This is a genomic window from Nonomuraea sp. NPDC050540, from assembly GCF_044457485.1.
Lineage (GTDB): Bacteria > Actinomycetota > Actinomycetes > Streptosporangiales > Streptosporangiaceae > Nonomuraea.
The window spans coordinates 205,311-230,412 of record NZ_JBITHA010000006.1 but is presented as its reverse complement, the minus strand read 5'-3'; the positions used below and the strand labels follow the sequence as shown (position 1 = coordinate 230,412).

At 68.9% G+C, this 25,102-nt stretch carries 25 protein-coding genes; 11 read left to right on the top strand and 14 right to left on the bottom strand.

Annotated features, from left to right (window positions below; genetic code table 11):
- Window positions 1–59: 59 nt before the first annotated feature.
- From ACIBI5_RS22200 to ACIBI5_RS22165, 8 genes are all read right to left on the bottom strand, one after another.
- Window positions 60–563 carry a DoxX family protein gene (locus tag ACIBI5_RS22200; RefSeq protein ID WP_397249563.1) on the bottom strand — a complete coding sequence of 168 codons (504 nt, stop codon included), beginning with the start codon at window positions 561–563 and terminating at the stop codon, window positions 60–62.
- A 1,016-nt stretch (window positions 564–1,579) separates the two neighbouring features.
- Window positions 1,580–1,942, bottom strand: a complete 363-nt coding sequence (locus tag ACIBI5_RS22195) for a hypothetical protein (RefSeq protein WP_397249561.1) — start codon at window positions 1,940–1,942, stop codon at window positions 1,580–1,582.
- 691 nt (window positions 1,943–2,633) lie between these two features.
- Window positions 2,634–3,353, bottom strand: coding sequence for a TetR/AcrR family transcriptional regulator (locus ACIBI5_RS22190; RefSeq protein ID WP_397249560.1), 720 nt, complete (start codon window positions 3,351–3,353; stop codon window positions 2,634–2,636).
- A gap of 33 nt (window positions 3,354–3,386) precedes the next feature.
- Window positions 3,387–4,598: an FAD-dependent monooxygenase gene (locus tag ACIBI5_RS22185; protein ID WP_397249558.1), complete on the bottom strand. Its 1,212-nt coding sequence runs from the start codon at window positions 4,596–4,598 to the stop codon at window positions 3,387–3,389.
- Between the two features lie 155 nt (window positions 4,599–4,753).
- Window positions 4,754–5,311, bottom strand: coding sequence for a hypothetical protein (locus tag ACIBI5_RS22180; protein ID WP_397249556.1), 558 nt, complete (start codon window positions 5,309–5,311; stop codon window positions 4,754–4,756).
- Window positions 5,308–6,252, bottom strand: coding sequence for an NAD-dependent epimerase/dehydratase family protein (locus ACIBI5_RS22175; protein WP_397249554.1), 945 nt, complete (start codon window positions 6,250–6,252; stop codon window positions 5,308–5,310). The genes ACIBI5_RS22180 and ACIBI5_RS22175 overlap by 4 nt, the downstream gene beginning before the upstream one ends.
- Complete coding sequence (locus tag ACIBI5_RS22170; RefSeq protein ID WP_397249552.1) at window positions 6,249–6,614, bottom strand: hypothetical protein; 366 nt, start codon at window positions 6,612–6,614, stop codon at window positions 6,249–6,251. Before ACIBI5_RS22170 ends, ACIBI5_RS22175 begins: the two co-directional genes overlap by 4 nt.
- Before the next feature lie 187 nt (window positions 6,615–6,801).
- Window positions 6,802–7,395, bottom strand: a complete 594-nt coding sequence (locus ACIBI5_RS22165) for a GNAT family N-acetyltransferase (protein WP_397249550.1) — start codon at window positions 7,393–7,395, stop codon at window positions 6,802–6,804.
- Window positions 7,396–7,668: 273 nt separating this feature from the next.
- Here ACIBI5_RS22165 and ACIBI5_RS22160 point away from each other — a divergent pair, with 273 nt between their 5' ends.
- The 3 genes from ACIBI5_RS22160 (at window position 7,669) to ACIBI5_RS22150 (ending at window position 10,946) form a co-directional block, all read left to right on the top strand.
- Window positions 7,669–8,214 carry a pyridoxamine 5'-phosphate oxidase family protein gene (locus tag ACIBI5_RS22160; protein WP_397249548.1) on the top strand — a complete coding sequence of 182 codons (546 nt, stop codon included), beginning with the start codon at window positions 7,669–7,671 and terminating at the stop codon, window positions 8,212–8,214.
- Window positions 8,215–8,997: 783 nt separating this feature from the next.
- Window positions 8,998–9,846, top strand: coding sequence for a hypothetical protein (locus ACIBI5_RS22155; protein ID WP_397249546.1), 849 nt, complete (start codon window positions 8,998–9,000; stop codon window positions 9,844–9,846).
- Window positions 9,843–10,946, top strand: coding sequence for a YncE family protein (locus ACIBI5_RS22150; protein WP_397249544.1), 1,104 nt, complete (start codon window positions 9,843–9,845; stop codon window positions 10,944–10,946). The genes ACIBI5_RS22155 and ACIBI5_RS22150 overlap by 4 nt, the downstream gene beginning before the upstream one ends.
- A gap of 113 nt (window positions 10,947–11,059) precedes the next feature.
- Here the strand turns inward: ACIBI5_RS22150 and ACIBI5_RS22145 are convergent, their stop codons facing one another.
- Entirely contained in the window at window positions 11,060–12,508 is a 1,449-nt protein-coding gene (locus ACIBI5_RS22145; protein ID WP_397249541.1) for an MDR family MFS transporter, read from the bottom strand.
- Window positions 12,509–12,514: 6 nt separating this feature from the next.
- Window positions 12,515–13,096: an NADPH-dependent FMN reductase gene (locus ACIBI5_RS22140; RefSeq protein WP_397249539.1), complete on the bottom strand. Its 582-nt coding sequence runs from the start codon at window positions 13,094–13,096 to the stop codon at window positions 12,515–12,517.
- 111 nt (window positions 13,097–13,207) lie between these two features.
- Here ACIBI5_RS22140 and ACIBI5_RS22135 point away from each other — a divergent pair, with 111 nt between their 5' ends.
- From ACIBI5_RS22135 to ACIBI5_RS22125, 3 genes are all read left to right on the top strand, one after another.
- A complete protein-coding gene (locus ACIBI5_RS22135) occupies window positions 13,208–13,924 on the top strand; it encodes a TetR/AcrR family transcriptional regulator C-terminal domain-containing protein (RefSeq protein WP_397249537.1) in 717 nt (238 codons plus the stop codon).
- Window positions 13,925–14,140: 216 nt separating this feature from the next.
- Entirely contained in the window at window positions 14,141–14,734 is a 594-nt protein-coding gene (locus ACIBI5_RS22130) for an RNA polymerase sigma factor (protein ID WP_397249535.1), read from the top strand.
- Window positions 14,731–15,771, top strand: a complete 1,041-nt coding sequence (locus ACIBI5_RS22125; protein ID WP_397249533.1) for a CU044_5270 family protein — start codon at window positions 14,731–14,733, stop codon at window positions 15,769–15,771. Before ACIBI5_RS22130 ends, ACIBI5_RS22125 begins: the two co-directional genes overlap by 4 nt.
- A gap of 123 nt (window positions 15,772–15,894) precedes the next feature.
- Here the strand turns inward: ACIBI5_RS22125 and ACIBI5_RS22120 are convergent, their stop codons facing one another.
- Window positions 15,895–16,641: a DUF998 domain-containing protein gene (locus ACIBI5_RS22120; protein WP_397249531.1), complete on the bottom strand. Its 747-nt coding sequence runs from the start codon at window positions 16,639–16,641 to the stop codon at window positions 15,895–15,897.
- Window positions 16,642–16,833: 192 nt separating this feature from the next.
- On the opposite strand from ACIBI5_RS22120, the gene ACIBI5_RS22115 reads away from it, so the two are divergent.
- Window positions 16,834–17,442: a TetR/AcrR family transcriptional regulator gene (locus ACIBI5_RS22115; RefSeq protein WP_397249529.1), complete on the top strand. Its 609-nt coding sequence runs from the start codon at window positions 16,834–16,836 to the stop codon at window positions 17,440–17,442.
- Between the two features lie 88 nt (window positions 17,443–17,530).
- Here ACIBI5_RS22115 and ACIBI5_RS22110 read toward each other — a convergent pair whose 3' ends face one another.
- On the bottom strand, window positions 17,531–17,950 hold the full coding sequence (locus ACIBI5_RS22110; protein WP_397249527.1) for a hypothetical protein: 420 nt from the start codon (window positions 17,948–17,950) through the stop codon (window positions 17,531–17,533).
- A 371-nt stretch (window positions 17,951–18,321) separates the two neighbouring features.
- On the opposite strand from ACIBI5_RS22110, the gene ACIBI5_RS22105 reads away from it, so the two are divergent.
- Window positions 18,322–20,190: a hypothetical protein gene (locus ACIBI5_RS22105; RefSeq protein WP_397249525.1), complete on the top strand. Its 1,869-nt coding sequence runs from the start codon at window positions 18,322–18,324 to the stop codon at window positions 20,188–20,190.
- A gap of 162 nt (window positions 20,191–20,352) precedes the next feature.
- On the opposite strand, the gene ACIBI5_RS22100 is transcribed toward ACIBI5_RS22105, so the two are convergent.
- Window positions 20,353–20,910, bottom strand: coding sequence for a hypothetical protein (locus ACIBI5_RS22100; protein WP_397249523.1), 558 nt, complete (start codon window positions 20,908–20,910; stop codon window positions 20,353–20,355).
- A 303-nt stretch (window positions 20,911–21,213) separates the two neighbouring features.
- Here ACIBI5_RS22100 and ACIBI5_RS22095 point away from each other — a divergent pair, with 303 nt between their 5' ends.
- The 3 genes from ACIBI5_RS22095 to ACIBI5_RS22085 are packed head-to-tail and all read left to right on the top strand — an operon-like array spanning window position 21,214 to window position 24,148.
- Entirely contained in the window at window positions 21,214–21,693 is a 480-nt protein-coding gene (locus ACIBI5_RS22095; protein WP_397249521.1) for an RNA polymerase sigma factor, read from the top strand.
- Window positions 21,690–22,631 (top strand): YbgA family protein, encoded by a 942-nt coding sequence (locus tag ACIBI5_RS22090; protein WP_397249518.1) that lies wholly within the window; start codon window positions 21,690–21,692, stop codon window positions 22,629–22,631. The genes ACIBI5_RS22095 and ACIBI5_RS22090 overlap by 4 nt, the downstream gene beginning before the upstream one ends.
- 47 nt (window positions 22,632–22,678) lie before the next feature.
- Complete coding sequence (locus ACIBI5_RS22085) at window positions 22,679–24,148, top strand: SDR family oxidoreductase (RefSeq protein ID WP_397249516.1); 1,470 nt, start codon at window positions 22,679–22,681, stop codon at window positions 24,146–24,148.
- Here the strand turns inward: ACIBI5_RS22085 and ACIBI5_RS22080 are convergent.
- Window positions 24,129–25,049 (bottom strand): MerR family transcriptional regulator, encoded by a 921-nt coding sequence (locus tag ACIBI5_RS22080; RefSeq protein ID WP_397249514.1) that lies wholly within the window; start codon window positions 25,047–25,049, stop codon window positions 24,129–24,131. The genes ACIBI5_RS22085 and ACIBI5_RS22080 overlap by 20 nt on opposite strands.
- Window positions 25,050–25,102: the final 53 nt, after the last annotated feature.

Genomic DNA, 25,102 nt, shown 5'->3' with positions numbered 1-25,102 from the left:
GTCTTCTATGTGATCAGCTGTCTGTGGCCATGGATACCAAGATCTCGGCCAAGGTACACCTAGGCCGCCACGCGCTCGTGGATTTCGTGGGCGGGCGCCTGATGCTCGTACGCCGGAATCAGGCGGGCGCCCAGCGCCCGGGCGCCGATCACCATGGCGGCGGCGGCCAGGACGATGTCCTTGAAGATGTACTGCGCCTCCAGTGTCGGCGCGCCGGGGAACAGGTCCGTGAAGAACAGGACGTACGGTGCGAAGAACCCGGCCATCGCTCCGGTCATCACGACCAGCCCGGTCTTCAGCAGCTTGCCGGTGACCAGCGTGAGACCGATGAAGACCTCCATGCCGGCGATCACGAACTGTGCCGCGTAGCCCGACACCATTCCCAGCGACAGCTTCTCCAGAGTGGCCACCGACAAGGCCTCCGCCGGGCTGACTCCCGGGAAGTACTTGAGCGTCCCGAAGGCCACGAAGACCAGGCCGAGGCTGACGCGCAGCACGTCGATGCTGTGGCGGGACAGCCAGCCGGTCAGTTTGACGATCATGTTCTCGATGGTGCCGGTCATTTCGTCCTCCCGGGTGGATGCCGTTTTCGTCTGGGTTCAGACTCGCGAAAACGTCGCCGGAGAACGTCAGGCCGGCGGACGCACTTGGGCTACTCCGTCGCGCGTACGATGAGCCCGCCAGTACCAGCCTTTCAGCGTAGGGGGTTCTCCCCAGGGGAGGCCGCCGGCCACGTCGGAGCGCACGCGACCCGTACTCCGCGGGGAGTAGTCCGCCCGAATCCGTTGATCGTTTCCCCGGCTGGTGTCATGGCTCTGCCTGCGGGGCGTCGAGCTGTCGCAGAACGTCCTCGACTGCCTGGATGATGATCTCGGGTTGATCGTGTGGGGGATCTGGTGGGTGGCGCATTCGGCGATGATGAGGCGTCCTCGGGGAGATTGGGCGGCCAGCTCGTGATGGGTGGCGTTCAGGTGCGCAAGCTGGGTTTGGGGCATGCGGGGGCGTTGGCCGGCGGTGATCACTCGGATGGGCGCGGGCGGCAGGGTGCTCTGGTCCAGTGCGTCGGCGACCTCGCGCAGGTGGTGGGGCATGGCCGCCAGGGTGCCGGCGAGTTCACGGAGGGACCGGGAGGCCTTGGAGGGCATGAGCGCGCGCAGGCGGAGCAGTTTCGAGGCGAGGGCGAACGACGTCGTGCGCACCAGCGCTGAACCGGGTGACGGTGGGGTCGACGAAGACCAGCCCTGCTATGTCGTCGGGGTAACGCAGCGCGTAGAGCTGGATGACCACCCTCTCCCTTCTTGTCGTCGGGTGGGTCCGGGCGGTGGACGCCGCGGCAAGGACCTCGCGGGGGAGATCTCCCTCTCATCGGCCCATTGCAGCCTCTCGGGTCTGCGGGGTGAGGCAAGCAACCGATTCTCCCGCTGGCTACGGTACGAAGGTGCCGCCGTCTCGAAGGCGTGCTGGGTTGGCTCATCGTGAGCAGGTTCGGGGGATGCTGGTCCTCACCGTGGTCAGGGGCCGGGTGAGCGAGGGGCTTCTGTCTCGGCCGCATTGGGCCGAGACAGAAGCCGGAGAGGATCTAGTCGGCGCAGATGGCGTAGACGCTGATGCCGACGTCGCTAAAGCCGTCCTGGCGGCCGATTCCGATCCAGCCGCGCCCGTCGGTGGTGGGGAAGGAGCCGACGAGGATCGCCCGGTTGCCTTGGGCTTCGGCGCCGCCGCCGAGGACGCGCTTGGTGCCGGGGCAGAGCAGCGTGCGGCGCTGGAAGTTGGGGACGTTGGCGTTGGGCAGCGTGACGATCTGGTAGCCCGGCGGCAGTGCCGCCTGTCGGGCCGAGGCCGGCTTGGCCGCGGTGCTGGCGGTGGCGGTGGTGGCCGCGCACACGCACGCTCCGGCCGCCAGGAGGGCGAGCGGAAGGGCCAGGAGTTTCTTGGACAGCATGGCTTCTCCTTCGTGGTGTCCTTGGCGGACGCACTTCGGGCAGCACGAAACACACCGGTGACGGTGAGGCTGCAGGAAATGGCCGCCGGGGGGGGAGGACTTGTCGCTCAAAGTGTTCACTCAATTACGCGACGCTGTCTATAGGCGTTCTGCCTGGCGGTCCGAGCGGTTGCGTGATGGACGCCCGCGACGTACGCGACCAGGCCGCCGGACCCTCTCGGTCCGGTTCAGGCCTTCCTTGCCCAGCCGCCGGGCAGCGGACGACATCTTGAGCAGGAATCGCGACCTGTAGCCGTTCCGGCCATTGATGTCCGAGGTTCGCGTGCTGGATCCTGCCACCCTGCTGAGTGGAGGTTTGCCCTTTGGCCACAGCCCCCTTGCCTCGCCGGCGGCCTCTTCCAGCGCTCGGGCCAGTTCGCCCGCATCGGTTGCTCGAACGCGCCCGCCACCACCCACGACCGGAACAGGTCATAGGCAGCGGGCCACGGCGCGTACCCGGCGGGCAGATCCAGCCACTGACTGCTGGTACGAAACCGCACATCACCGCATGGAACCGCTGATGAGACGTGAGCGTGCGACACGCCGCGTCTCGCGGACTCTCGCTGTCGACTCAGTCACGGGGCGGAGAAAGAGAGTCGAGCGCGGCCGGCGCTCCCTTGTATCAGCGCTGTTCGGGCGCCGGACGGGCTGATCAGGGTTCGGGGGTCTGGCCGCGGTGGATGAGGTCGAGCACGGCGGCGCGGACGTCGCGGAAGACGGCGACGGTCTCCTCGGCTGCCGCGGCGATGGCCGCCCGGCCGGGTGGGGCGGCGGGTTCGAGCAGCGTGGCCATGGTGTCGGCGAGGACTTCGACCGGGTCGTCAACACCGGGCGGGGCGATGGCCGGTTCGGAGACGGCGGCGAAGAATCCGCCGAGTACGGCATGCACGACATAGGTCTGGCGAGGCAGAGGCTGGTCATCGCGGATCAGCCCGTGGCGGTGCAGGATCGGCATGACCGCCGAGCACATCGCGGCGGGATTGATGCGGGCGAACAGCTCACGGTCGGCGGGCTCTTCGGCGAACAGCCGCAGCAGTTCCGTGTCGCCCCTGTACGTACGGTTTGCCAGCGGGAGCTGACGGGTGGTGCGCAGGAGCAGCGCGGCCAGGTGGCGAGGCTGGACCGTGGCGGGGTCGGCGGTGATGCGGCTGATGCTCTGGTCCATCAGCGTCAGCAGGTCACGGGCGAACAGCCCGCGAATGAGGTCTTCCTTGCTCGGCCAGTACAGATAGACGGTGCCCTTGCCGACTCCGGCCGCGCGGCTGATCTCGGACACCGTGACCTTGCCCGCGCCGTGGTCGAGCACCAGTTCGCGTGCGCTGTCCAGGATGCGGGCGGCTTTGCGCGAGTGGTGTTCGACCAGCTGGCTCATCGGGTTCGTTCCTTTATTCAGATCCGGGACGTCTCAGACGGCGGCGACGTCCACCTCTTTGTTGCGCATGTCCGGGCCTATTATCTTGCCCAGGAACCGCCCGATGGCCGGGGTGTGCACGAGGCGCATCATCAGGGTGCGCAGGAGCCGCTCCTTGCGGTCATGCGGCGTGAAGATCTTGCGCATCTGCAGCGCGCTGTTCTGCTCGGTATGGATGAAAGGCCGCATCCTGGCCTCCCACGCCCGCAACGCGCCAGGCTGGTCACCCGGGTGGCGTTTCAGCATGGTGCCCAGCAACTCGGCTCCGGCGATTCCGCTGGAGGCGCCCATGCCCGCGTACAAGGTCACGCACCAGGCGGCGTCGCCGATCAGGACGACCCGCCCGCGGTGCCATCGTGGCATCTTGACCTGATTCACGGAGTCGAACAGGTATTCCGGGGCCTGTTCGAACCGCGTGAACAACTCTTCCAGCAGCCGCCCGGTGGGTTCGGGGCCGAAGGCGGCGCGGATGGACTCGATCGGCGGGCGGCGGAACTCGGCGTCGACGTCGTGAGTGCGGTAGGAGAACAGCAGGCTCGGCGTGTGGTCGCTGAAGGGGAAGATGATCGCTGAGCGTCCCGGTTCGGCCAGGGACAGGCCCACGTCCAGGCCGAGACCCGCGATCGGCTGGTCAAGGACGGTGGCGCCGATCATGTAGTTGAGCGGGTGCAGGTACTCTTCGGGCCCGAAGGCCAGCTCGCGCACGGTCGAGCGCATGCCGTCGGCGCCCACCACCAGGTCGAAGCGCTCGGTGACGGTGGTGCCGGAGACGGTGTCCAGGAGAGTGACCTCGGCCGCGGAGTCGTCCTGCGTGATCTGGGTGGGCACCGTCGAGTAGCGGATCTCCACGTCGGCGGGCAGCGCGGAGAACAGGGCCTGCTCGATGTCGCCGCGCAGTAGCTGCCGGGGGATGGCGGGCAGGGCGGCCGGGCTCATTCCGGGGCTGCGGCGCCCGGCCCGGTTCACGTCATGGCTGACCATCCGGGCGGGCGTCCGATCTCCGATCGCCTCCAGTACGCCGAGCCTGCGCGCGGGGGCGGCGCCCGCCTTGAACAACATGATGAAGTACCCGCCCGCTCGACGGGCGGCTGCTCGTTCCACGACAACGGGCTCCCAGCCCACCTGGCGCAGCCGCAGCGCGGTGGCGATTCCCGTGACGCCGAGGCCAACTACCAGAGCCCGGCCGCCCTTGCCCGTGTTCGTCATGACAGCTCCTCATTGTTTGCGTCTTGAGCGGAAGGCTAAATGAAAAACTGACCAAATAGGTACTACTGGTCAGTCTCGTGTAGGTGAGATGCCTCACCGCCGGTTCTGTGATGTGTCAGTACGCGCCACGGCCCGCCGCCGGGGCTCGGCCCCGGTTACGCGGGGCTGGAGGTGCCGGCGAGCCGTCCGGCCCGGCCGGCGACCGCGTGAAGGATCATCCGCCGGATCAGCCCGCTGAACGGCCGGATCAGCAGCCAGTAGGCTCCCATCCTGAAACGAACGTTCCCGGCCGGGGCGACACGCGTCTCGGTCCGCAGAAGAGTCCCCGTCCCGGCGGGAACCAGCTCGAAGGCCGAGGCGGACTTGGCGTAACCATCCTCTTCATGAGCCGGGAAGTCGTCAGCCGGGCAGAAACGTCGCTGGGAGCCCGGACGCCAGAACTGGCCGATCGAACCCATGATGACCAGCCGGCCCGGATCCTTCGCCAGTTCGAACCACCCGCGCCTCGACAGGCCGGCGAGTACGGTCTCGCTCCCACCTCCCCTTGACGACATCCCCCGAAGGCGCATCAGCGCCCGGACCATCGGCAACTCCGCCGCCGACACCCCCATCAACGCCCGCCAGACGAGGTCGGGGGGCTGGCTGATGCGCAGCTCGTGGTTCTCACGGAACAGATATCTCGGGACGAACGCGTCGAGCGGATTCGACATCATGGCCTCTCACGTGACGGATGATGCGCCTCCAGGCCCTCGCGCAAGGTGCGGTACACCGGGTTCCAGCCGAGCTCCCTGGTGGCCTTGGCATGGGAGATCCGCATCGTCGTGTCGATCATCAAGCAACCCAGATACGGCACGGCGAGCCGGATCAACCATCTCGGCGTCACCACGGGCCGCGGGGTGCCGTGGGCTCGGGAGACCTCGGTGAGGAAGGCGCGCCAGCTCACCGGCTGGTCGTCCACGATGTTGTACGCCTCGCCGGCCCGGCCGCGTTCCATCGCCGCGACCGTGGCGGCGGCCGCGTCACTCACGTGGACGAAGGAGGTGGTGGCGGTCTTGCCTCGAGGCAGGATGGGAGCCCGCTTACGCATCAGGTCGGCGAACATGTCGCTGAACGCGTTCTGGCCGTAGAACATCCCGTACCGCAGAGCGATGCCCTCGATGCCGTCCGCGGCGAACACCTGGCTTTCGGTGGCCACGCTGGCGTCGGTGACCAGGTCGCCGATGGTGCCGACGCGAGAGCCGAAGGCGTCGTCCTCGGTCAGGACGGCGTCGCCGTGATCGCGGTAGCCGTACCCGGTGATCAGCGATTGCGTGACGAACCGCCGCGCGCCGACCAGGCGCGCGGCCGCCAGGAGGTGCTCGGTCCCCTGACCGCGCAGGGCCAGCGTGGGGTCGTCGGGGCGCAGCATGCGCGGAGCGTTCCGCAGCGCTGTGGCCTGGTGCATGACCACGTCGGCTGTACGGCCGCCGACGGCGCGGAGCAACGCGTCCCGATCCATCACATCGGCGATCACCGGGTCCGCGCCGTGGTCGGCGACCAGCCGTCGCTTGGCGGGATCGCGGATGACGGCGGTCACCTCGTGACCCGCGGCGGCCAGCGCCGACAGCAGCGGGACCCCGATCGCGCCGGTCGCTCCGGCGAGCAGTACCCTCATCGCCCTTGCTCCTTGGTCTCGCGCGCGCGCAGATGCCGGACCCGGAAGGCGATGCCCACGAGTGCGAGGAGGGTCTGCGCGCCGATCACGTAGGGATCGCTCGAGGCGCCGCCGAGATGAGAGTCGATCGTGTGGTTGACCGTGTGGATCAAGCTGGCCGCCGCGAGGCCGACGAGGGCGACGAGGATGGCGTCCCGCCAGATCAGCGCGACCAGCAGGGCGACCCCGATGCCCAGGTGGAAAGCACCCAGGTCATGCAGGAAATGAACATGATTGGGATAGTTGACGAACTCGGCGAACTCGCGCGGCCACCCCCACATCCAAACGCCGAAGTACAGCGTGTAGAGCGCGCTGACGACCACGACAACCCTCGTCACAGCCCGTGCCATGAAGACCTCCTGCCTCGACTGAACATCCCAAGGACGGAGCGGCAGGAAGCGGTGTGACATCAGGACGGAACGTGTGGCGCAGGTCACTCCACGCGAACGAAGACAGCAGGCACGCGGCGGGCAGAAGGAACTGTGTGAACGTGTGCTCTCGGCATCCGTGCTATCGCACGATGTGAGCCTGACGGGGCCCTGAGATCGGCGCGTCCGACGGTCGCCATTCTCGCCTGATCAACCCGAACACCCACGAGTCGGATACCTCATCGTTCACGATGCAATCTTCCCGCAACGTCCCTTCGCGCACGAAGCCCACCTTCTCCAGTACGCGGGCGGATGCCACGTTGCGCGTATCGGTCTCGGCCTGGACTCGATTCAGGTCCAGTGCGTCGAATGCCCACCGCAGCAAGGCGTGCGCGGCCTCCGTCGCGAAGCCCTGGCCCCACATCGCGTCGCCGAGGACGTAGCCCAGCGACGCACTGCGGTAGTCCGGGTTCCATTGGGTCAGGCCGCACCAGCCGACGAAGGCCCCGTCAGAAGCACGGTCGATGGCCACCCTGGCCCCGGTGCCTTCGTCCGCCATCTTCCGGCACATCTCGATGAAGCGCCCGGCGCGAGCCCGTTCGGTCCACGGCGGAGAGTCCCAGTAGCGCATCACGTAGCTGCTGCTGTGCAGCGCGAAGAGGGGGTCGGCGTCGGCGTCGGTGAACGGCCGCAGGCGCAGGCGATCGGTGTGCAGTACGGGGGTGGCCAGAGTCATGCGCACCATCCTGGGTCCTCAGGGGCAGGCGGGCCACTGAATATCCCAAGGCCTCGTTACCGCGTTCGGCCTGCCTGCGCTGGAGCTGCTCCTGGTCGGCCGGCCGGGCCCGGGGCCGCCGCTTTCTGCGGACTTCGGCCATGAGCGCGGTACGGGCGGGGTGAGACGGCCCGCCATGGGGTCGGCGCCGCCGAGGGCGTCGCGGACGATGTCGGACGCCCGGCCGACCGGCAGCCCCCGTAGTCTTCGGCGAGAAGGGGAAGGGAGTTCCGCATGACACCGAAACAGCCCAAGACCGAGCTCGACGCCCGCTACAGCTCCGCGCTGAACCCGCGCCCGGGCGCGGAGAACGTCACCGCCACCGACTGGGACCAGACCCAGGACCAGCTGCGGGCCGCCGAGATCTTCTGGATCACCACGGTCCGGCCGGATGGCCGGCTGCACGTCACGCCCCTCATCGCCGCCTGGCACGACGGGGCGCTGCACTTCAGCACCGGGCCGGGCGAGCAGAAGGCGAAGAACCTGGCCGGCAACGCCCACTGCGCACTCACGACCGGGAACAACTCCCTGTCCGAAGGCCTCGACATCGTGATCGAGGGTACGGCGGAGCGGGTGACGAATCCGGCACGGCAGGACGAGGTCATCGCCGCGTTCGAGACGCAATACGGCGACCACATCACCTCGCCGGAGGGGACCTTCTACGGCTTCGGCGACAGCATCCGCCAGGGCAAGGACCTGCTGTTCGCGGTGGCACCCGGCACGGCGTACGGATTCGGGCACGACAGCCAGGTGTTCAGCCACACTCGCTACACCTTCTAGCGGCCGGTGTTCGAACAGAAACAGGGGCCGGGGCCGAGCGGGCGGGCCGCTGTCTCGTGCGGGTCTGGATGGCGAGCCGGCTGCACGCGACCGTCGACGGCAGCACGGTAGACAAGCATCCGAGGCCTCGTCCCCGGCGCTATTGCTGATGCACTCGCCCGTAGGCGTCCACTGAGAGGATGCGACGCTCGTAACACGGAGGCCTGGGGCGGAAGATCGAGAGAAGTATCCAAACCGGCGCCCAGAAACCGCAGGTAAAAACCGTGAGAAGCAGATGCAATAGGTGATTGACCCTTGGCGCATACGTACAGCCGCGGGAGAGGACGGCCACGTAATCCGTCAGCGTCTCCACACGCCATCCCTGAGACATCTCGTGAGCGACCACACGGGCAAGCGCCTGGCGCGGGTCATGGCTTGGCACCGGGTACATAGCCACCTCACATGCCTCGGGCGGAGCGACGTTAACGGTCCGCAGAACACGAAAACCCCAGGTCAGGCCTGGGGTTCGGGGGTGGACTTTCTCGACATTCTACAACCCTCCGCCTGGTGTGGACGATCGGACGACCTGGGGTCCGCCACCCGGCACGGACCCGGCGCTGCCACGGAGCCGTCCGGCATTCCTCCGCGCGTGCGGTCCCCAGGCGCCCGCAACTCGGAGCGAGCGGGTCACGGTCGTCAGCCGTATTGACGTGCTGCGCGCGAAAGATTACGGTCCTGACCATAATTGAGCACGAATGGACAATCTGGAGGTCTGCTGTGCCACGACTCTGCGTGTCCTTACTTATGGTCCTGACCGTTGTGCTGGTCCCGGCCTCCGCCCACGCGAGCTCCCCGCCGGGCTGCGGCACGCAGGCGGTCACCACGTACGGCCCGGCCTCCGTCACCGGCGCGATCGTCGGCGCCACGGTCCACGACGGTCACGCCTACGTGGTCTCGCGCGGGCCGAAGCCTCCGGTAGTAGCCGAGATCGACCTGGCCACCCGCAAGGTGACGCGTACGGCCACCCTGCCGGACGGCCCCGCCGCGGGCGAGCCGGAAGGCGGTTGGGCCACCGCCGTCGCCGGCGGCAAGCTGTACATCGGCACCTATCCCGTGCCCGATCTGTACAGCTACGACCTGGCCACGGGCCAGGTGGCTCACCTGCGCTCCTTCGGAGCGAACGGCGGTTTCGTCTGGAGCATGGCCGCAGCCCCGGATGGCGCCCTCTACCTCGGCACCTCCTCCGACGGCCGGCTCTGGGAGTACATCCCCTCGACCGGCGCGGTCCGCCGATACGGCGTGCTGGCCCAGGGCGAGCACTACGTCAGGGCCGTCGCCGCCGACGACACCACCGCCTACGCCGGCCTGCTGGAAAAGGGCAAGCTGCTGGCCGTCGACCGGGTCAGCGGCGCCGTCAGGGAACTCGCCCAGGGGCCCACGGCCGTCGGCACGGTGGCGCTGTACGGCGAGCGGATCCTGGCGGCGAGTGGGAGCACGCTGATCGACGTCCGCAAGGACCGCACCGACCGCCGGCAGTTCGACGCCGGAGTGGGCACCATCGACGCCTTCGAGGTCGCCCCGACGGCACGGTCTACCTCACCTCACGCCCCGACGGCGCCGTCTACAGCTACCGTACCGGGCAGAACGCGGTGACCAAGGTGGCCGGCCCGCCCTCCCCGGGCGAGGAGACCCGGGCGCTGCACCTGAACGGGCAGCAGCTCATCGGCTTCGCCGGCAGCGGCGGCATGTGGTGGCTGGACCTGCCGAGCGGGACCTCCGCGTTCGTCGACCTCATCGACGCGGGCTTCCCGGCGGGTCCCGAGCGGACCCAGAGCATGCTGCTGGTGCCGAACCGGGCGCTGTACATCGGCGGCCACTTCGCCGTGGAGGTACGTGACCTGCGGACCGGAAAGCAGCGCAGAATCCGCGTGGTGGGCGAGCCGAAGGCCATGGTATGGCGGGGCAACGAGATCTACGCCGCGCTGTACCCGAGCGGTGAGATCATCTCCATCGACGTGCACACCGACAAGGTGCGCAGCCACGGCTACATCGGCCATGGCCAGTCACGCCCGTGGGACATCGAGCACGACCCCGTCACCGACACCATCCTGGTGGCATCGGCCCCGACCGGCGCGAAGCTGAGCGGCGCCCTGACGGTGCTCGACCCCGATGCCGGGAAGCTGGACGTCTACCCGAACGTCATCCCCGACCAGAGCCTGATGAGCCTGAGCGTCGACGCCGCGCGGGGCATCGTCTATCTGGGCGGCGACGTGCTCGGCGGAGGCGGCACCCCGCCGACCAAGGCGACGGCCTCGATCGCCGCCTTCGACCTGAAGCGGCGCACGGTGCTGTGGCAGATCGATCCCCTGCCCAATCACCGCACCTTCCAGGATCTCAAGGTGCACGACGGGCTGTTGTACGCGGTCTACAAGCGTGTGCTCGGCGCCTGGATCGCCCTTGACCCCGCCACCGGGACCATCAAGCACCAGGGCCTGCTTTCGGGCCACGGAGAGCTGAACGTCCACAGAGGCCGGGTGTTCACCTCCACCTACTTCGGCGGCGGCAACGCCTACGAGCTCGGATCGGAGGCCAGGCTGCTGGCAACCGGGCTGGGCGACGAATGGCACACCAATCCGCAGCTGCAGTTCGAGCCCGGCTCGTTCAACGCCTGGACGATCGTCGGCCGGGACCTGGCCAAGGTCCGACTCGACCCCCGCTGCCCTCCCGTGACGATCCCGGCCCGGCACAGCTGACGCGTACCCGAGCAAGGAAGGCCCGCGGCGGGGCTGGAGTTCTCCAACGCATGCTGCCCCGCCTCCACCAGTTTCACGGTGGTGACAGAGGAATCGCGTGCCGTGCCCATCCATCATGGGCCGGTGCGCAGCGGGGTTTCGCGGATCAGCCAGGCGATGGCGAAGGCGGCGACGGACAGGACGGCGGCGCCGACGAGGATGACGTGCAGGCCCGCGGTGACGGCCGGCCGTACCGCGTCGGTCACCTGGGCGGGCAGGTCCGGCAGCAGGGCGGGGGTGAGGTCGCCTCGCGTGGTCAGCCGGTCGGCGGCGGCCGGACCCAGGCGGGCGGCCAGGTCGCCGCGTACCTGGGCGGCGTACAGGGCGCCCAGCAGGGCGATGCCGAGCGAGCCGCCGATGGTGCGCAGCAGCGTGAGAGTGCCGCCGGCCGCGCCCATGTCGCGCGGGTCGGCGCTGTTCATGGTGATCAGGGTGGTGCTCTGCAGTACCAGGCCCAGGCCCGCTCCGATGGGGAGGGTCAGGGCCGAGGCGAGCGCGACGGGGGTGTCTCCGTCAAGGGGGAACAGCGCCAGCGCGCCGCCGGCCATGAGGGCCGCGCCGAGGATCGGGTACGCGCGGTAGCGGCCGTTGGCGCTGATGAGGCGGCCGGTGAGCAGCTGCGCGCCGAGCATGCCGAACATCAGCGGGAGCAGTAACATGCCGCTGGCCGCGGGGGAGGAGCCCTGCACGAGCTGCAGGTACTGCGGCAGGTAGTTGGTGACGGTGAGCATCACCGCGCCGACCAGGAAGCTCAGGACCTGGGCGAGGACGAAGTCGCGGTCGGTGAACAGCCGGGGCGGGATGATCGGCTCGGCGGCGCGGCGTTCGACGGCCACGAACGCCGCCAGGGCCAGCGCGCCGACCGCGCCGAGCGCCCAGGGCCAGGGGGTTCCGCCCGCCAGCAGGGTCAGGGCCACGATGGCGATGGTCAGCAGCACCGCTCCGGCGTAGTCGATGCGCGGTCGGCCCCGTTTCGCGGGTGGCAGGTGGATCCGGATGGCGATGAGCAGCAGCGCGAGTACGCCGATGGGCAGGTTGACGTAGAAGGTCCAGCGCCAGCTGAGATGGTCGGTGAGCAACCCGCCCAGCAGCGGCCCGCCGACGTAGGCGACGGGCATGATGGCGCCGATCATCGACTGCAGCCTGCCGCTGTCGCGGGGCGGGACCAGTACGCCGATGATGGCCAGCGCGCCGACCATGAGCCCGCCCGCGCCGAGCCCCTGCACGGCGCGGAAGGCGATGAGCTGCGGCATGGTCTGAGCCAGGCCGCACAGCGCGGATCCGGCCAGGAACAGCACGATGGAGCAGATGAAGGTGGCCTTGCGGCCGAACAGGTCGCCGAGCTTGCCCCAGATCGGGGTGGTCGCCGCGGCGGCGAGCATGTACGCGGTCACCACCCCCGGCAGCTGGTCCAGGCCACCGAGGTCACCGGCGATGGTGGGCAGCGCGGTGCCGACGATCAGGCCGTCGAGCATGGCCAGGAACATGCCGGTCAGCAGCCCGAAGACACCCAGGCGGGTCATGGCGCCTCAGACGGTGTAGGGGTGGGCGGTCCTGGCCTCGCGCAGCGCGTGCGCCCACCAGGCGAGCCGGTCCAGCATGACCTTGGCGGCGGCATCGGCGGCCGGGTCGAGGGCCCTGCCGTCGCCGTCGAACTGCGCCCACGGATGTTGCAGGCCGACGCTGTCACGCAGGGTGACGGCGTGCAGCTCGGCCAGTACGAGCCGGAGCTGCTCGACCGCGCGCAGCCCGGCGGAGAAGGCGCCGTAGGAGACGAAAGAGACGGGCTTGGCCTGCCATTCGACGCCGTGCCAGTCGATGGCGTTCTTCAGCGCGGCCGGGAAGCTGTGGTTGTACTCGGGTGTCACGATCACGAAGGCGTCGGCCGTCGCCAGGCGCGGTGAGACGGCCGCCAGCAGATCTCTGTCCTCTTGAGAGGCCGGTGGCCGGCCGAGCTCCGGCAGCACGGTCGGCAGCGGGGTCTCGGCCAGGTCGATCAGGTCGGCGCTCATGTCGTCACGCTGATGGAGGTGGTCGAGCAGCCAGTTCGCCACGGCGGGTCCGAAGCGTCCCTCACGGGTGCTGCCGAGAATGACGGAGATCTTGAGCACGAATCTTCCCTTAGTGTACGCCGTATCGAGCGGATACAACGTACACATTCGGGTGTACGTTGTCTACTGCCGGTACGTTGTATCGGCAGGCGAGGAAAAAGGGGCAACGGCATGACCACCGACAAGCGCGCACCGCTGTGGGAGCGGCTGGAACGGCCCGCGCCAGCTCCACGCCAGACGTTGTCCGCGCAGCGCATCGCCTCGGCCGCCGTCACGGTCGCCGACGCCGAGGGCCTGGAAGCCATCACCATGCGCCGCCTGGCCACAGAACTGGGCGTCGCTCCCATGGCGCCGTACCGCTACGTGTCAGGCAAGGACGACCTGCTGGAACTCATGGTCGACCACGTCTACGCGGGCATGCGCCTGCCCGCCGGCCTGGGCTGGCGGGAGAGCCTGCACGCCCTGGCCGTGCGTACCCGCGAGCTGATGCTGGAGCACCGGTGGCTGGCTCAGCTCCCGCCGCGAACCAAGCTCGCCCTGACCCCCAGCCGCATGGCCGTGGCCGAGCAGGCCCTGACGGCGCTCGACGGTCTCGGCCTGGACACCGACACGATGATGGGCATCTTCCGCGGTGTGGACGCCTACGTGCACGGCGCCATGAGCCACGACAGCGCCGTCGATGCGTTCATGAGCGAGCAGAGCCTGTCCACCGACGACGAACTGCGCACCGAACTCGCGCCCCTCATGGCCTGGCACATGCGCACCGGCCACTACCCCACCTACCAGCACTACCTGCGCACCGCCACCCGCAAGGACGACAGGCAGTGGCAGTTCGACCTCGGCCTCAACTGCCTTCTCGAGGGCATCGCCGCCCGCCTGAACATCTGAGGACCCCGCCAGGCGAGGGTCAATGACGCAGACGGAACGCGCTCCGCCGTGACCCTCGCACGCGGATCGGTGGAGGGGCCTGCCAGGATCGGGGTCGCTTCACCTCCGACCTGCTGAACGGGCCACTGTTGGTGGGCGTGATCACCAACCCGCGTTCCCGAAAGACGTGAGGCTCCACGGCCGGAACCGGTGGCCGGCTTCGGACACAAGAGGAACGTGACCAGTAACAGCGATGCCGAGTTGTGGGCGTTGGCGCTCGCCGGCGATGAGCGCGCCTTCGGCGACCTCTTTGACCGGCACAGCCGGGCCGTCTACAACTACTGCTTCCGGCGGACGGCCGACTGGTCGGTGGCCGAGGAACTGACCTCGGTGGTGTTCCTGGAGACCTGGCGGCGTCGCGCGCAGGTCCGCATGGAGGGCGGCTCGTTGCTGGCCTGGCTTTACGGCGTGGCGACCAACTGCCTGCGCAACCACCGGCGCGCGCTGCGACGGCACGGCGACGCCCTTGCCCGCCTGCCCAGACCCATCCCGGCGCACGAGGTCGCCGACCTCGTGGCGGCCCGCGTGGACGACCAGCGGCGTATGCGTGACATCCTCAGCCATATCCAGACGCTTCCCCGCCGCGACCAGGAACTGCTCGCGCTCTGCGTCTGGGAGGGGCTCTCCTACGCCGAAGCGGCCGCCGCCCTGAACATCCCGATCGGGACCGTCCGCTCCCGCCTCAGCCGCCTGCGGGCAAAGCTCCTGGAACCTCCACCGTCGATCGGACACAAAGGCAGAGACAACGCCTTCAGGGAGGAACTGTCATGAACATTCCGGCACGACGGGACCTGCCCGGCCACGAGAGCAGGAAGCAGCATCTGATGTCCGAACTGTCCACCCTTCACCGCACGCCGCCTCGCCGCAGGCTCTTCTTCAGCGCCCTCGCCGCCTCGGCCTTGGCCACGGGCACAGCCGTCGCCCTGATCATTCCCGGACTCCACGACGAGACCGGCCGCCCCCACGAACTCGCGCCCGACGCCTCCGTGACGCTCGCCGGAGCCCCCGCCGTGCTCGTCAAGGCGTCCCAGTACGCCGCGAGCGAGCCCGAACTGAAGCCGGCGCGAGGCCAGTTCATGTACTTCGAATCCAAGAGCGCCCAGAGCGGGATCCTCGACGAACGCGGCCAGGGCCAGCCCCCCGAAGCCTCCCACCGGCACGTCTGGCTCCCGGCGTTCGGCGGCCAGGCCGGGCTGCTGCGTGAGGACGGCGGCCAAGGAAACGGCACCTGGCTGTGCCACAAGAACGACGGCGCCACGCCGCCGGCCGAGGAGAAGGTCGAGGAAGAGATCGACCTCGCCAAGCCGCCGACAGGCTGCGAGGACGCCCCCGCCTACCGCACCGACCTGCCCACCGACGTCAAGGCCATGAAGGACTGGCTCTACCGCAACAGCCACGGCGGCAACCCGCCGGACGTTCAGGCCTTCGTCACCGTGGGCGACACGATCCGCGAAGCCTACGTCGGCCCCAAGTCCCTGGCCGCGATGTTCAAGGCCGCCGCGGAGATCCCCGGCACCAAGGTGTACGACAACGTGACAGACTCCGCCGGACGTCCCGGAATCGCCGTCGGCCAGACCTTCCACGGCGTCCGCCACGACCTCATCTTCGACCCGGAGACCTTCAAATACCTCGGCGAACGACAGGTCGTCGACTACGACGACTCCTTCCATCCCTCCGGCGGCAAGTCCCCTGAGGAGACCCCGTGGCAGCCTTCCGCGGAGATGAGGAAGAACATGCCCGAAGGCAAGGTCCTCTTCATGTCCGCCGCACTCAGGGTCGCGGTCGTGAACGAGGTCGGCCAAAGATGAGACAGCAGGACAAACGTGAGGCCGCGCCCGCCGGTGATCATTTCCACAATGCGCGATAGGAGGGCAAGCACCGGCAACGGCAGCAGATAAGGGGCCAGCTGGAGCGTCGTCCGCCAGGGATCTTCAGGTGCCGTGCTGGTGATCTCGTCCGGGTTGGGGGAGTGCGTCTCTGGTGTGTTCTGGAGTGGTGCTGGTTCTGATGGATGCTCCCGCGCAGATGAGGCCGATCAGGAGCGGGTAGACGGCGCCGCGTTCGACAAGGCCGATGAGGACGTTGGTTCCTGAGCCGGCGAGAGTGAGGAAGCCCACCAGGGCCAGGAGGCCGATCACACCGAGGATGACCATGGCCTTGCCGGTCTTCTGAGTGATTCCGGCGTCTCGGTGGAGCCGTCCAAGAACGATGATGAGGATGTTGCCGCCGCCGATGCCGGCAAAGGCGCCCAGCGCGTGATAGTCGATGGCCGCGTTGTTCGCCGTTTCGCCGGATCCGGGGAAGAACGCCAGCAGGACGCCGCCAGCAGCCAGCAGAGCTGCCGGTGTGAGCACCGCCCAGCGGCGCCGGCCGTGCAGCCCCCTGAGCATGGCGGCACCGATGAACAGGGTGATTCCGAAGAGGAAGAAGCCGGTGTTCATGACCCACGCGAGCGGCGAGTTCATGAACTGCCCGAATGCCTCTGAAGGGCCGCGGACGCCGAGGTTGCTGATGTAGTGGTGGGTGTAGCTGTAGGGAGGATTCGTCCAGGCCGCGGCGGCGATGAATTCGGCGAGGAAGAAGATGAATCCTCCGGCGATGAGTACGGCACCGGCGGTGCGACGTTGCATCATCCGATCACCGCTTGAGGCGAGCGGCTCGGTCTCTAGGTCGTTCACGGTTGCCTTCTTTCGGTGGCTCGCGATGACGGGGCTTTCGGATGTCTGTGGAGAGGCGTCCCGGGCCCGCTGGTTCGGGTCAGTGCCTGGTTGCTTCGTCCGGCTGCCCCAGCGTCTTCAACCTGGTGTCAGTACATGACTGTATCGATACCAGTTTAGGTGTCAAGCCAACTATTGGCTGGATCCAGTACGATGACGGGCATGAGCGATGTGCACCGGCCGGGGCGGCGGGAACGTAAGAAGGCCGCGACCCGGGCGTTGATCGTGGAAGCCGCGCACGAGCTGTTCCTTGAGCGTGGTTTCGACGCTGTGAGCGTGCGCGAGATCGCTGACAAGGCCGACGTGTCGCCGACCACCGTCTTCGCCCACTTCCCGCAGAAAGAGGCCCTCGCGTTCGGCGACGAGGACGAGCGGCACGAGCAGCTCGTGGCCGCGATCCGTGACCGGCCGCCGGGGACCTCGATCTCCGCCGCTCTCAAGTCCCACTACCTCGTGGAGATCGCCGGGTTCGGAACAGAACCCCAACGCCAGATCCTCGCCCTGATGGAACAGACACCCGCTCTCGTCGAGTACGCCGAACGGATGTGGTTCCGCCACGAAGACGCCCTGATCGCAGCGATCACCGAGGACTTCGGGCTCACCGAACCGAGCGACGAGATCCGCTTCTACGTCCGGTTCGCCCTCCAGATACAACTCAACGCCACCCGCGACGCCGATCCGGAGTCGACCATCGATGCAGGATTCCGACTCCTCGATGAGGGCTGGACGCAATACCAGGACGAAGCCACGCCCTGTTGTTGAGAATGGTCGCCGCGGGTCAGACGCAGGCGGTACTAGATGTCGGCGGAGGCCGCAGCGTGACGTGTGGCCGTTCGGCCGGCGCCCGCGATCACCCCTTCGACTTGCAGTGATCGCGCAGGTCCTGGACGGTCTGCTTCACCATGGCCAGGGGGAGGGCGAAGTTCCCGTCTCCCGCGGCCTGGTTCAGGAGGAAGGTGTACGAGCCGCGCACCCTGCCGATCCGCTTCGCCACCTCCGGATCTGACGATTCGTTTTCGACCTTCTGCAGGCCGTCTCCGGCGTCGGCGAAGGTCTTCGCTATCGTCGCCGTGTCAGCACGGTCGGTGGCTTGCTGGTTCGACCTGGTTTCTGCGGCGTCGATCACTTTGAAGGCCTCCGTGCAGGCCGTGGCCGCGTCGACCGACCTGCTACAGGCCGCAATGAGCAGAATCAGTGCGGCGGCGCTGAGCGCTGACCGTAAGAGCGGTCGGACTCGTCGCTGGTTCGCTTGCACGCTGAGCTTCGCCACGGGAACTCCTCTGGCATCCGATGCGTCGGCAACCGTGACCATGAATATCGATCGGTTCCGGCCTCGTGATCAACCTGCGAAGCGGCTCGGTAAGAGGTCTGTAATCCGAGGGACCGTCCTTCCGGTCGAACCGACCCGGGAACATGACGGACGCCCCGGACCCGGTCGATAAAGGAGACGACGACGCCCAGCCCGGTAAACCGGAGCTGATGTCTTGTAACGGTGCACCATGGCCTCGGCCGCGGGTGGATGCCCTTTCGCGAGGAGAATTATCAGCGATTCTCGACGCCCTGGCAGGCCCCTTCGAGCCATGGGCCTGATTGCCGCGGCTGATCCTTTGTGAGACGTTGACGTCTGCGGAGGAGGGACCAGTGAAACGGTTCCGTTCGATCGCCGTCATCGCGGCCCTGCTGACGGGCGTGGCTGTGGCCGTCATCGGGGTGGCCCGGTTCCAGCCGGCCACGCTGCTGCGCGTCGACATCCCCGGCCTGCCTCCTGACACAGCGGCGAAGGTGGTGGTTTCCGGCTCGAAATCCACCACCTACACCGTGACCGCCCCGGACGTGCGGGCTGTGCCGCCAGGTCGCTACAGCTTGGCCATTCACCCTGTTCGGAGTGACGCGCAGGTGTACTACCCCGCCGATGACGTTCGGCACGTCACCGTGGCGCAAGGCCGTGTCACGACTGCGAGGGCGGCTTATCGGGTGGTGATCCCGGATACGACGACGGTGCTCCAGCCTGCGCGAGACGTTGTCCGGGTGCGCGGCGCGAAAGTCCATCTCCGGGCCGACTCGCCGATGGCGGGCACGCTCGCGGCCGGGCGTTATCTGATTTCGGGAGAGGGCCCGGGAGTTCCGCACATGCTCGTGCGTCGAGTTGAGGCTACGAGGCGTGCCGGTGATCAGATCATCGTCGATACTTCCCCGGCCGCATTGGACGACGCTCTTCCCGCCGGTGTGGTCCGCGTCCGCCAGCGAAGCCTTTCCCTGATGCGGCCGGTGGCCTACAAAGATGATCCGCTCGCCTCGGTGGAGTTCTCGGCCGACACCAAAGTAAGAGCCTGTTCGGCGAAGGATGAAGCAAGTGCCGTTTCGGCCAAGATCACCTATGAGTTGAAGGAGGCGTCTTTCGACTTCACCGGTGATGGCCCGGAGGTGGCGTGGAAAAAGGCATTCGGCGTTCCGTACGCGCCGAAATCCGTCTCACTCGCGGTCGGCGCCCGGCTGACTCTCACGCACGGGATAGAAGCCGACATCGAAGCTGCGCTCACCTGCGAGATGGAGCGCGAGGTTCCCCTCGGCTGCGACAGCCTCCCTGGAGAAATCGCCAGGATCGGGCCGATCTCACTGGAATGCGAGTTCAACATTGTCGGCAAGGCCAAGGCCGAGGCGAAGGCGACCTGGAACTCCGGCAAGATCGAGGCTCGGACACGGATCGGATTCGAGGCCGGCTACGACTCCGATGACGGCGGGTTTCATGGCGACGCCGACCTGGACAACGACCTGGTGAACGCTCCGCCGGACCTTCCCGGGCACGAGTCGTCCTTCGGCGCCTCGCTGGGCTTCGAGATCGGGTTGAAGGGGAAAGACCCGATTCCCTTTGGTACGGCCGAGGTGAGCCTGGGCTTCCGTGTCACCGCCGGCCCCGAAGTCACCAGCTCACGACAGGAGTTCAAGGGCGAGTTCAAGATCGAGCCGGAGCTGAAGGCCGAAGGGAAGATCGGTGCCTTCGGCCAGGAGATCAAGGCCGACGGCACTCTCCACCTGGGAGATCGGGTTTTCACCCTGTGGCGCATCCCGCGGGCCACGCCCATCCCATCACCGTCGGCTCCCGCCTCGAACCCGGCTCGGACGCCTTCTTCTCCGTCGAGGCCGGACATGCCACGCTTCTTCCTGCACGAGTGGGGCACAGGCGGAGGGAACTGCTGTTACGGGATCATCCGCCGCAATTACACAGGTCAGTTCGGGACCCGTGCGGGCTTCGGCACCGCAAAGGATGTGTATGTGGTCCTCTGGCCGGCCGGTGAGAACCTGGCAGGGCGCGTGACCCGCGCCACGCGTGAGCGAGCCCGGGGGGTCCACGCCCGGACAGAGGAGATCTCGTCTCTCCAGGGTGCACCGGTCCGGGTTGAGCGGACTGGGCGGCATACGATCAAGGTGTTCGTCGACGGCGAACTGTTCAGCTCCCTGTGCGACATCCCGATCGACGATGGGCGGCCGCCCACGTGCGTCTGGAGGTAGCCGCGCCGGTCCGTTCGACGGAGGCTCGCGCGGTCCACTCTCTGGAGGATTTCAGACGTGGCCGCCTTTCCGGCGGCGACCCGCGTCAACCACGCCCGCAAGGGCATCGATCAGTCGCCGGGAGCCGTGGCTTGGCCCGCGATGGACGGCTCCGCTGATATGTCAGTCGTTGACCCGGGGTGACCAGGCGCCGTCGCCGTCGGGGTAGAACCGGGTGGTCACCACGTTCCACCAGCCCCAGCGGCCCCGGGTGGCCTGATACTGCGTGGCCTTGTAGCCGCCGCCGAAGGCGGTGTTGACGATCGGGCCGCCCAGGCAGGTGCCGGCCGCGCCGCCCGATTCGGCGGTAGCCGTACATGCGAAGCGGAAGCCGCGGCCGTCGAGCACGTCCAGCCAGTCGGTGCTGGGGCCGAAGTCATTGGTGAAGGGGCTGTAGAGCCCGAAACGGGCTTTGCCTCCGGAGATCATGCTGCACTGCGCGACCGGGCCGAAACCGGTGGACAGCGAGGGCCGCTGGCAGTTGATCCAGCCTTGGTCGCTTTGTACGGCCACGATCCGGATGTCGCCCGGTGCGAGCGCGGCGGCGCCCGCGGGCGGCGGGCCCGCCTGGTCGACCAGCGGGAAGACGGCGGGGTCGGCGTGCGCCGCGGCGGGGATGAGCGCCGGCGTGAGCAGCGCTACGGCGAGCAGGGCGAGAGCCTGTAAGGAGCGACGTGCCATGAGCGTGCCTTCCTTGTCCGGGGCTTCGAACCGCGCGCCCTCACCATCCCCTGGAGCTCCAGGCCCGACAAGACCCAAACTGGATTCGAAATCCAATAACGCCATTGTGTCCCGATCTCGAGCGAGGAGTACGCGCGGAAGCCCTTGGCAGGGACGATCCCCGGCTGCCTCATGCGCGCCAAGCAAGGCGGGCCGGGCGTGAGGCGGCCAACCCTTGGAAGGAATCTTCGCCGGCTTGGTTGTACGCGGGCGGCCACCGCGATTGAATAACTTTTGAAGAGGTTATTTTTCGGGGGAGGCGCCATGGAACCGATCAACGACTGTTTCCGCACCCACGCGGCGCTGGTCCGGTCGTACCTGCGCCGGTTGATCCCGTGGCAGGAGGTCGACGACGTCGCGCAGGTGGTCTTCGCGGAGGTGTGGCGCTCGAGGGCGCGTTATGACCCGGACCGGAGCCTGGAGACGTGGCTGCTGAGCATCGCCCACCGGCGGGCCGTCGACCATCTGCGGGTACGCCGCCTGAGCACGGTCTCGCTCGACGTGGTGGCGGATCCGCCGGGGCAGGACGGGCGCGTCGACATCGAGCGGCTGGCCGACCGTGACCGGGTCCGGCAGGCGCTGGCCGTACTGCCCGATCCTCAGCGTGAGGCCATCGAGCTGGCGTACTACGGCGAGCTCAGCCAGCGCGAGATCGCCGAACGCCTGCACGTGCCGCTCGGAACGGTCAAGGCCAGGACCGCGCGTGGACTGCACCGCCTGCACACCCTTCTGGCGGCGGCATGAACCGGCCGGTGATCGCCGTCTCCAGCTGCCTGCTCGGCGAACCGGTCCGGTTCAACGGCGGCCACAGCCGCGACCGGTTCCTCACCGGGCTGCTGGCGCCGTTCGTCGACTGGATGCCGATCTGCCCGGAGATGGAGCTCGGGCTGGGCGCGCCGCGCGACACCCTGCGCCTGGAGAACGAGGCCGCCGGGCCGCGCCTGAAGGTGCGCAAGACCAGCGTGGACCTCACCGACCGGATGACCGCTCTGGCCGGGCGCCGCGCCGCCGTCCTCGACGTCGACGGGTACGTGTTCAAGGCCAAGAGCCCGACCTGCGGGATCCATGGAGTGGCGCTCTACCTCCCGGACGGCCCGCCGATCGACCGCCGCCGTCGGGGCCTGTTCGCCGACGTCATCCTGCGCGCGCATCCGCTGCTTCCGGTAGAGGACGAAGGGCGGCTGAACGACGCGCTGCTGAGGGAGTCCTTCGTCGAGCGGGTCTTCGCGCACGCGCGGTTGCGCGAGCTCCTGGCCGGCGACTGGCGCCCGCGGGACCTGGTGGCCTTCCACTCCCGGCACAAGATGCAGATCCTCGCCCATGACCCTGTCGGATACCGGCGGGCGGGCCGGATCGTGGCCGGTGCGGGTAGCGGCGCGCGCGAGGAACTGGCCTGCGCCTACGCCGACGCCTTCCGGGGGTCGCTGGCGAAGAGGGCGACCCTGGGCAGGACCGTCAACGTGCTGCATCACTGCCTGGGCATGCTGACCCTGGACAAGGCCCGGCGGGACGACCTGCTCGCGGTCATCGACTCCTACCGGGCGGGCCTGGTGCCGCTCAGCGTGCCCGCCACGTTGGTGCGCCACCACGCGCGCGGGCAGGGCGCCGGATACGTGCGCGACCAAAGCTACCTCGCCCCCTATCCCGACACGCTGCGGCTGCGCAACCACGTGCCCGCCTGATCAGTTCACCGACGACCCGCACGAGCCGGGAAGAAGGGCGGAGAATCATGGCGCTTTGCCTGGTGACCGGGGCGAGCGGCTACATCGGCGGGCGTCTCGTGCCCAGCCTGCTGGCCGCGGGCCACCAGGTACGTTGCATGGTCCGCTCACCCGCGCGGCTGCGTGACCTGCCGTGGGCCGCCCGGGCCGAGATCGCCGCCGCCGACGCGCTCGACGCCGACGCCACGCGGGCGGCGCTGGAGGGCGTGCAGGTGGCCTACTACCTGATTCACACCATGGGCGGGGGACGGGACTTCGCCGCCGCCGACCGCCGGGCCGCGCACGTCTTCGCCGAGGCGGCCGAGGCGGCGGGCGTGGACAGGATCGTCTATCTGGGCGGGCTGGCGGCCGACGAGGATCTGTCGCCGCACCTGCGCTCGCGCGCCGAGGTGGCGCGGGTCCTGCTCGACGGCGCGGTGCCCGCTGTCGTGCTGCGCGCGGGCGTGATCATCGGCTCGGGTTCCGCCTCGTTCGAGATGCTCAGGCATCTCACCGAACGGCTGCCGCTGATGACGACTCCGCGATGGGTGCGCACCCGGACCCAGCCGATCGCCGTCCGCGACGTGCTCCGCTACCTGACCGCCTGGGCGTCGGTGCCCGGCGAGGTCGACCGCGCCTTCGACATCGGCGGCCCGGACGTGCTCACCTACGCCGACATGATGCGCGGTTACGCCGCCACGGCCGGCCTGCCGCCCCGGCTGATCATCTCGGTTCCGCTGCTGAGCCCCTGGCTGTCCAGCCTCTGGGTCGGACTGGTCACCCCCGTTCCCGCCGCCATCGCCCGGCCTCTGGTGGAGTCGCTGCGTAACGAGACCGTCTGCCGGGAACACGACATCGCCCGATACGTCCCCGACCCTCCGGACGACCTGATCGGCTTCCGCCACGCGTGCGAGCTGGCGCTCAAGAAGATCAAGGAGGCCGACGTCGACACCCGCTGGTCCTCGGCCTCCACCCCGGGCGCGCCCAGCGACCCGCTGCCCACCGACCCCGGCTGGGCCGGCGGCAGCCTCTACATCGACCACCGCACCCAGAGCACCGACGTCACGCCCGAGGCGGTGTGGCGGGTCATCGAGGCGATCGGCGGCGAGAACGGCTGGTACTCCCTGCCCGTCGCCTGGCGCCTGCGCGGCGTCCTGGACCGCGTCATGGGCGGCGTGGGCCTGCGACGCGGCCGCCGCCACCCACGCCTGCTGCGGGTCGGCGACACCATCGACTTCTGGCGCGTGGAGGAGATCGAGCCCGGCCGGCTCCTGCGCCTGCGCGCCGAGATGCGGCTGCCCGGGGCGGCCTGGCTCGAACTCGGGGTCCACGTCAAGGACGGGCGGACGGTCTACGAGCAGCGCGCGCTGTTCCACCCGCGCGGGCTGGCCGGACACGTGTACTGGTGGGCGCTCGCGCCGTTCCACCGGCTCATCTTCGGCAGAATGCCCCGCAACGTGATCGCCGCCGCGGCGCCGATCACGTCAGCGCCGCGGTGATCGCCCGCACGGCGTCCTCCAGCGAGCCGACCCGCACGGCCGCGCGCGGCAACTCGCCCCGCCAGCCCGGCCCTCCCACCATGAGCCGGTACGGCGGGCGCAGCGCGGGCAGCGCGCCCAGCGGCTCCGGATCCCCGGTCGCCGGCTGCTGCGACCACACGAACACCACCCCCGGCGACAGCGCCCGCATCGCGCCGGCCAGCGCGGACGTCGGCGTGCGGGCGCCCAGCACCCGGCTTTCCAGGCGGCACCGCGTCGCGAGCGTCGCGGCCAGCGCGTAGACGGGCAGGCTGTGCTGCTCGTCCTCGGCACACGCCAGCAGCGCGGGACGGACGTTGACGGGCGCGGCCGGCCGGGCGATCAGTGGATGCAGGGCGGCCATCACCCGGTCGGAGAACACGTGCTCGACCTCGATCCCCGTCCCCGTGCGCTCCTGGCCCCTGCTGATCGTCCCGAAGACCGGCAGGACGAGCCGCTGCCACGTCCACGCCACGCCGTGCCGGCTCAGCGCCGCCGACAGGCCCTCGTCGAGCGTGCGGCCGTCCAGCACCGCCGCCGCCCGCGCCAGCATGTCCGCCGATGGCACCGCCGCCTCCGGCAGGCGTGGTGACGGGGGGCGCGGGACCTCGGCGACCGCCGGCGTCTCGTCCAGCCGGACCCCCAGGGCCTCGCGTGCGGCGTCCGCGGGCGCGACCCCCTGGTGGATCAGCCGGGCCATCTCCTCCAACCGGCGCAGATCCGCCTGGTCGTAGCGGCGATGGCCGCCCGGGCTGCGCCGGCTCGGGCCGATGCCATAGCGCAGGTTCCAGGTGCGCAACGTGGGAGCGGGCACGCCAAGCCGCCTGGCCACGGCTCCAATGCCGTATCCCGGCTCCTCGGCAGGCGCGTTCTCGGTCGACATCTTCCCTCATTCTTTCGGACGCCGGCCCCCCGAAGTTGCAACCGGGACCGTGG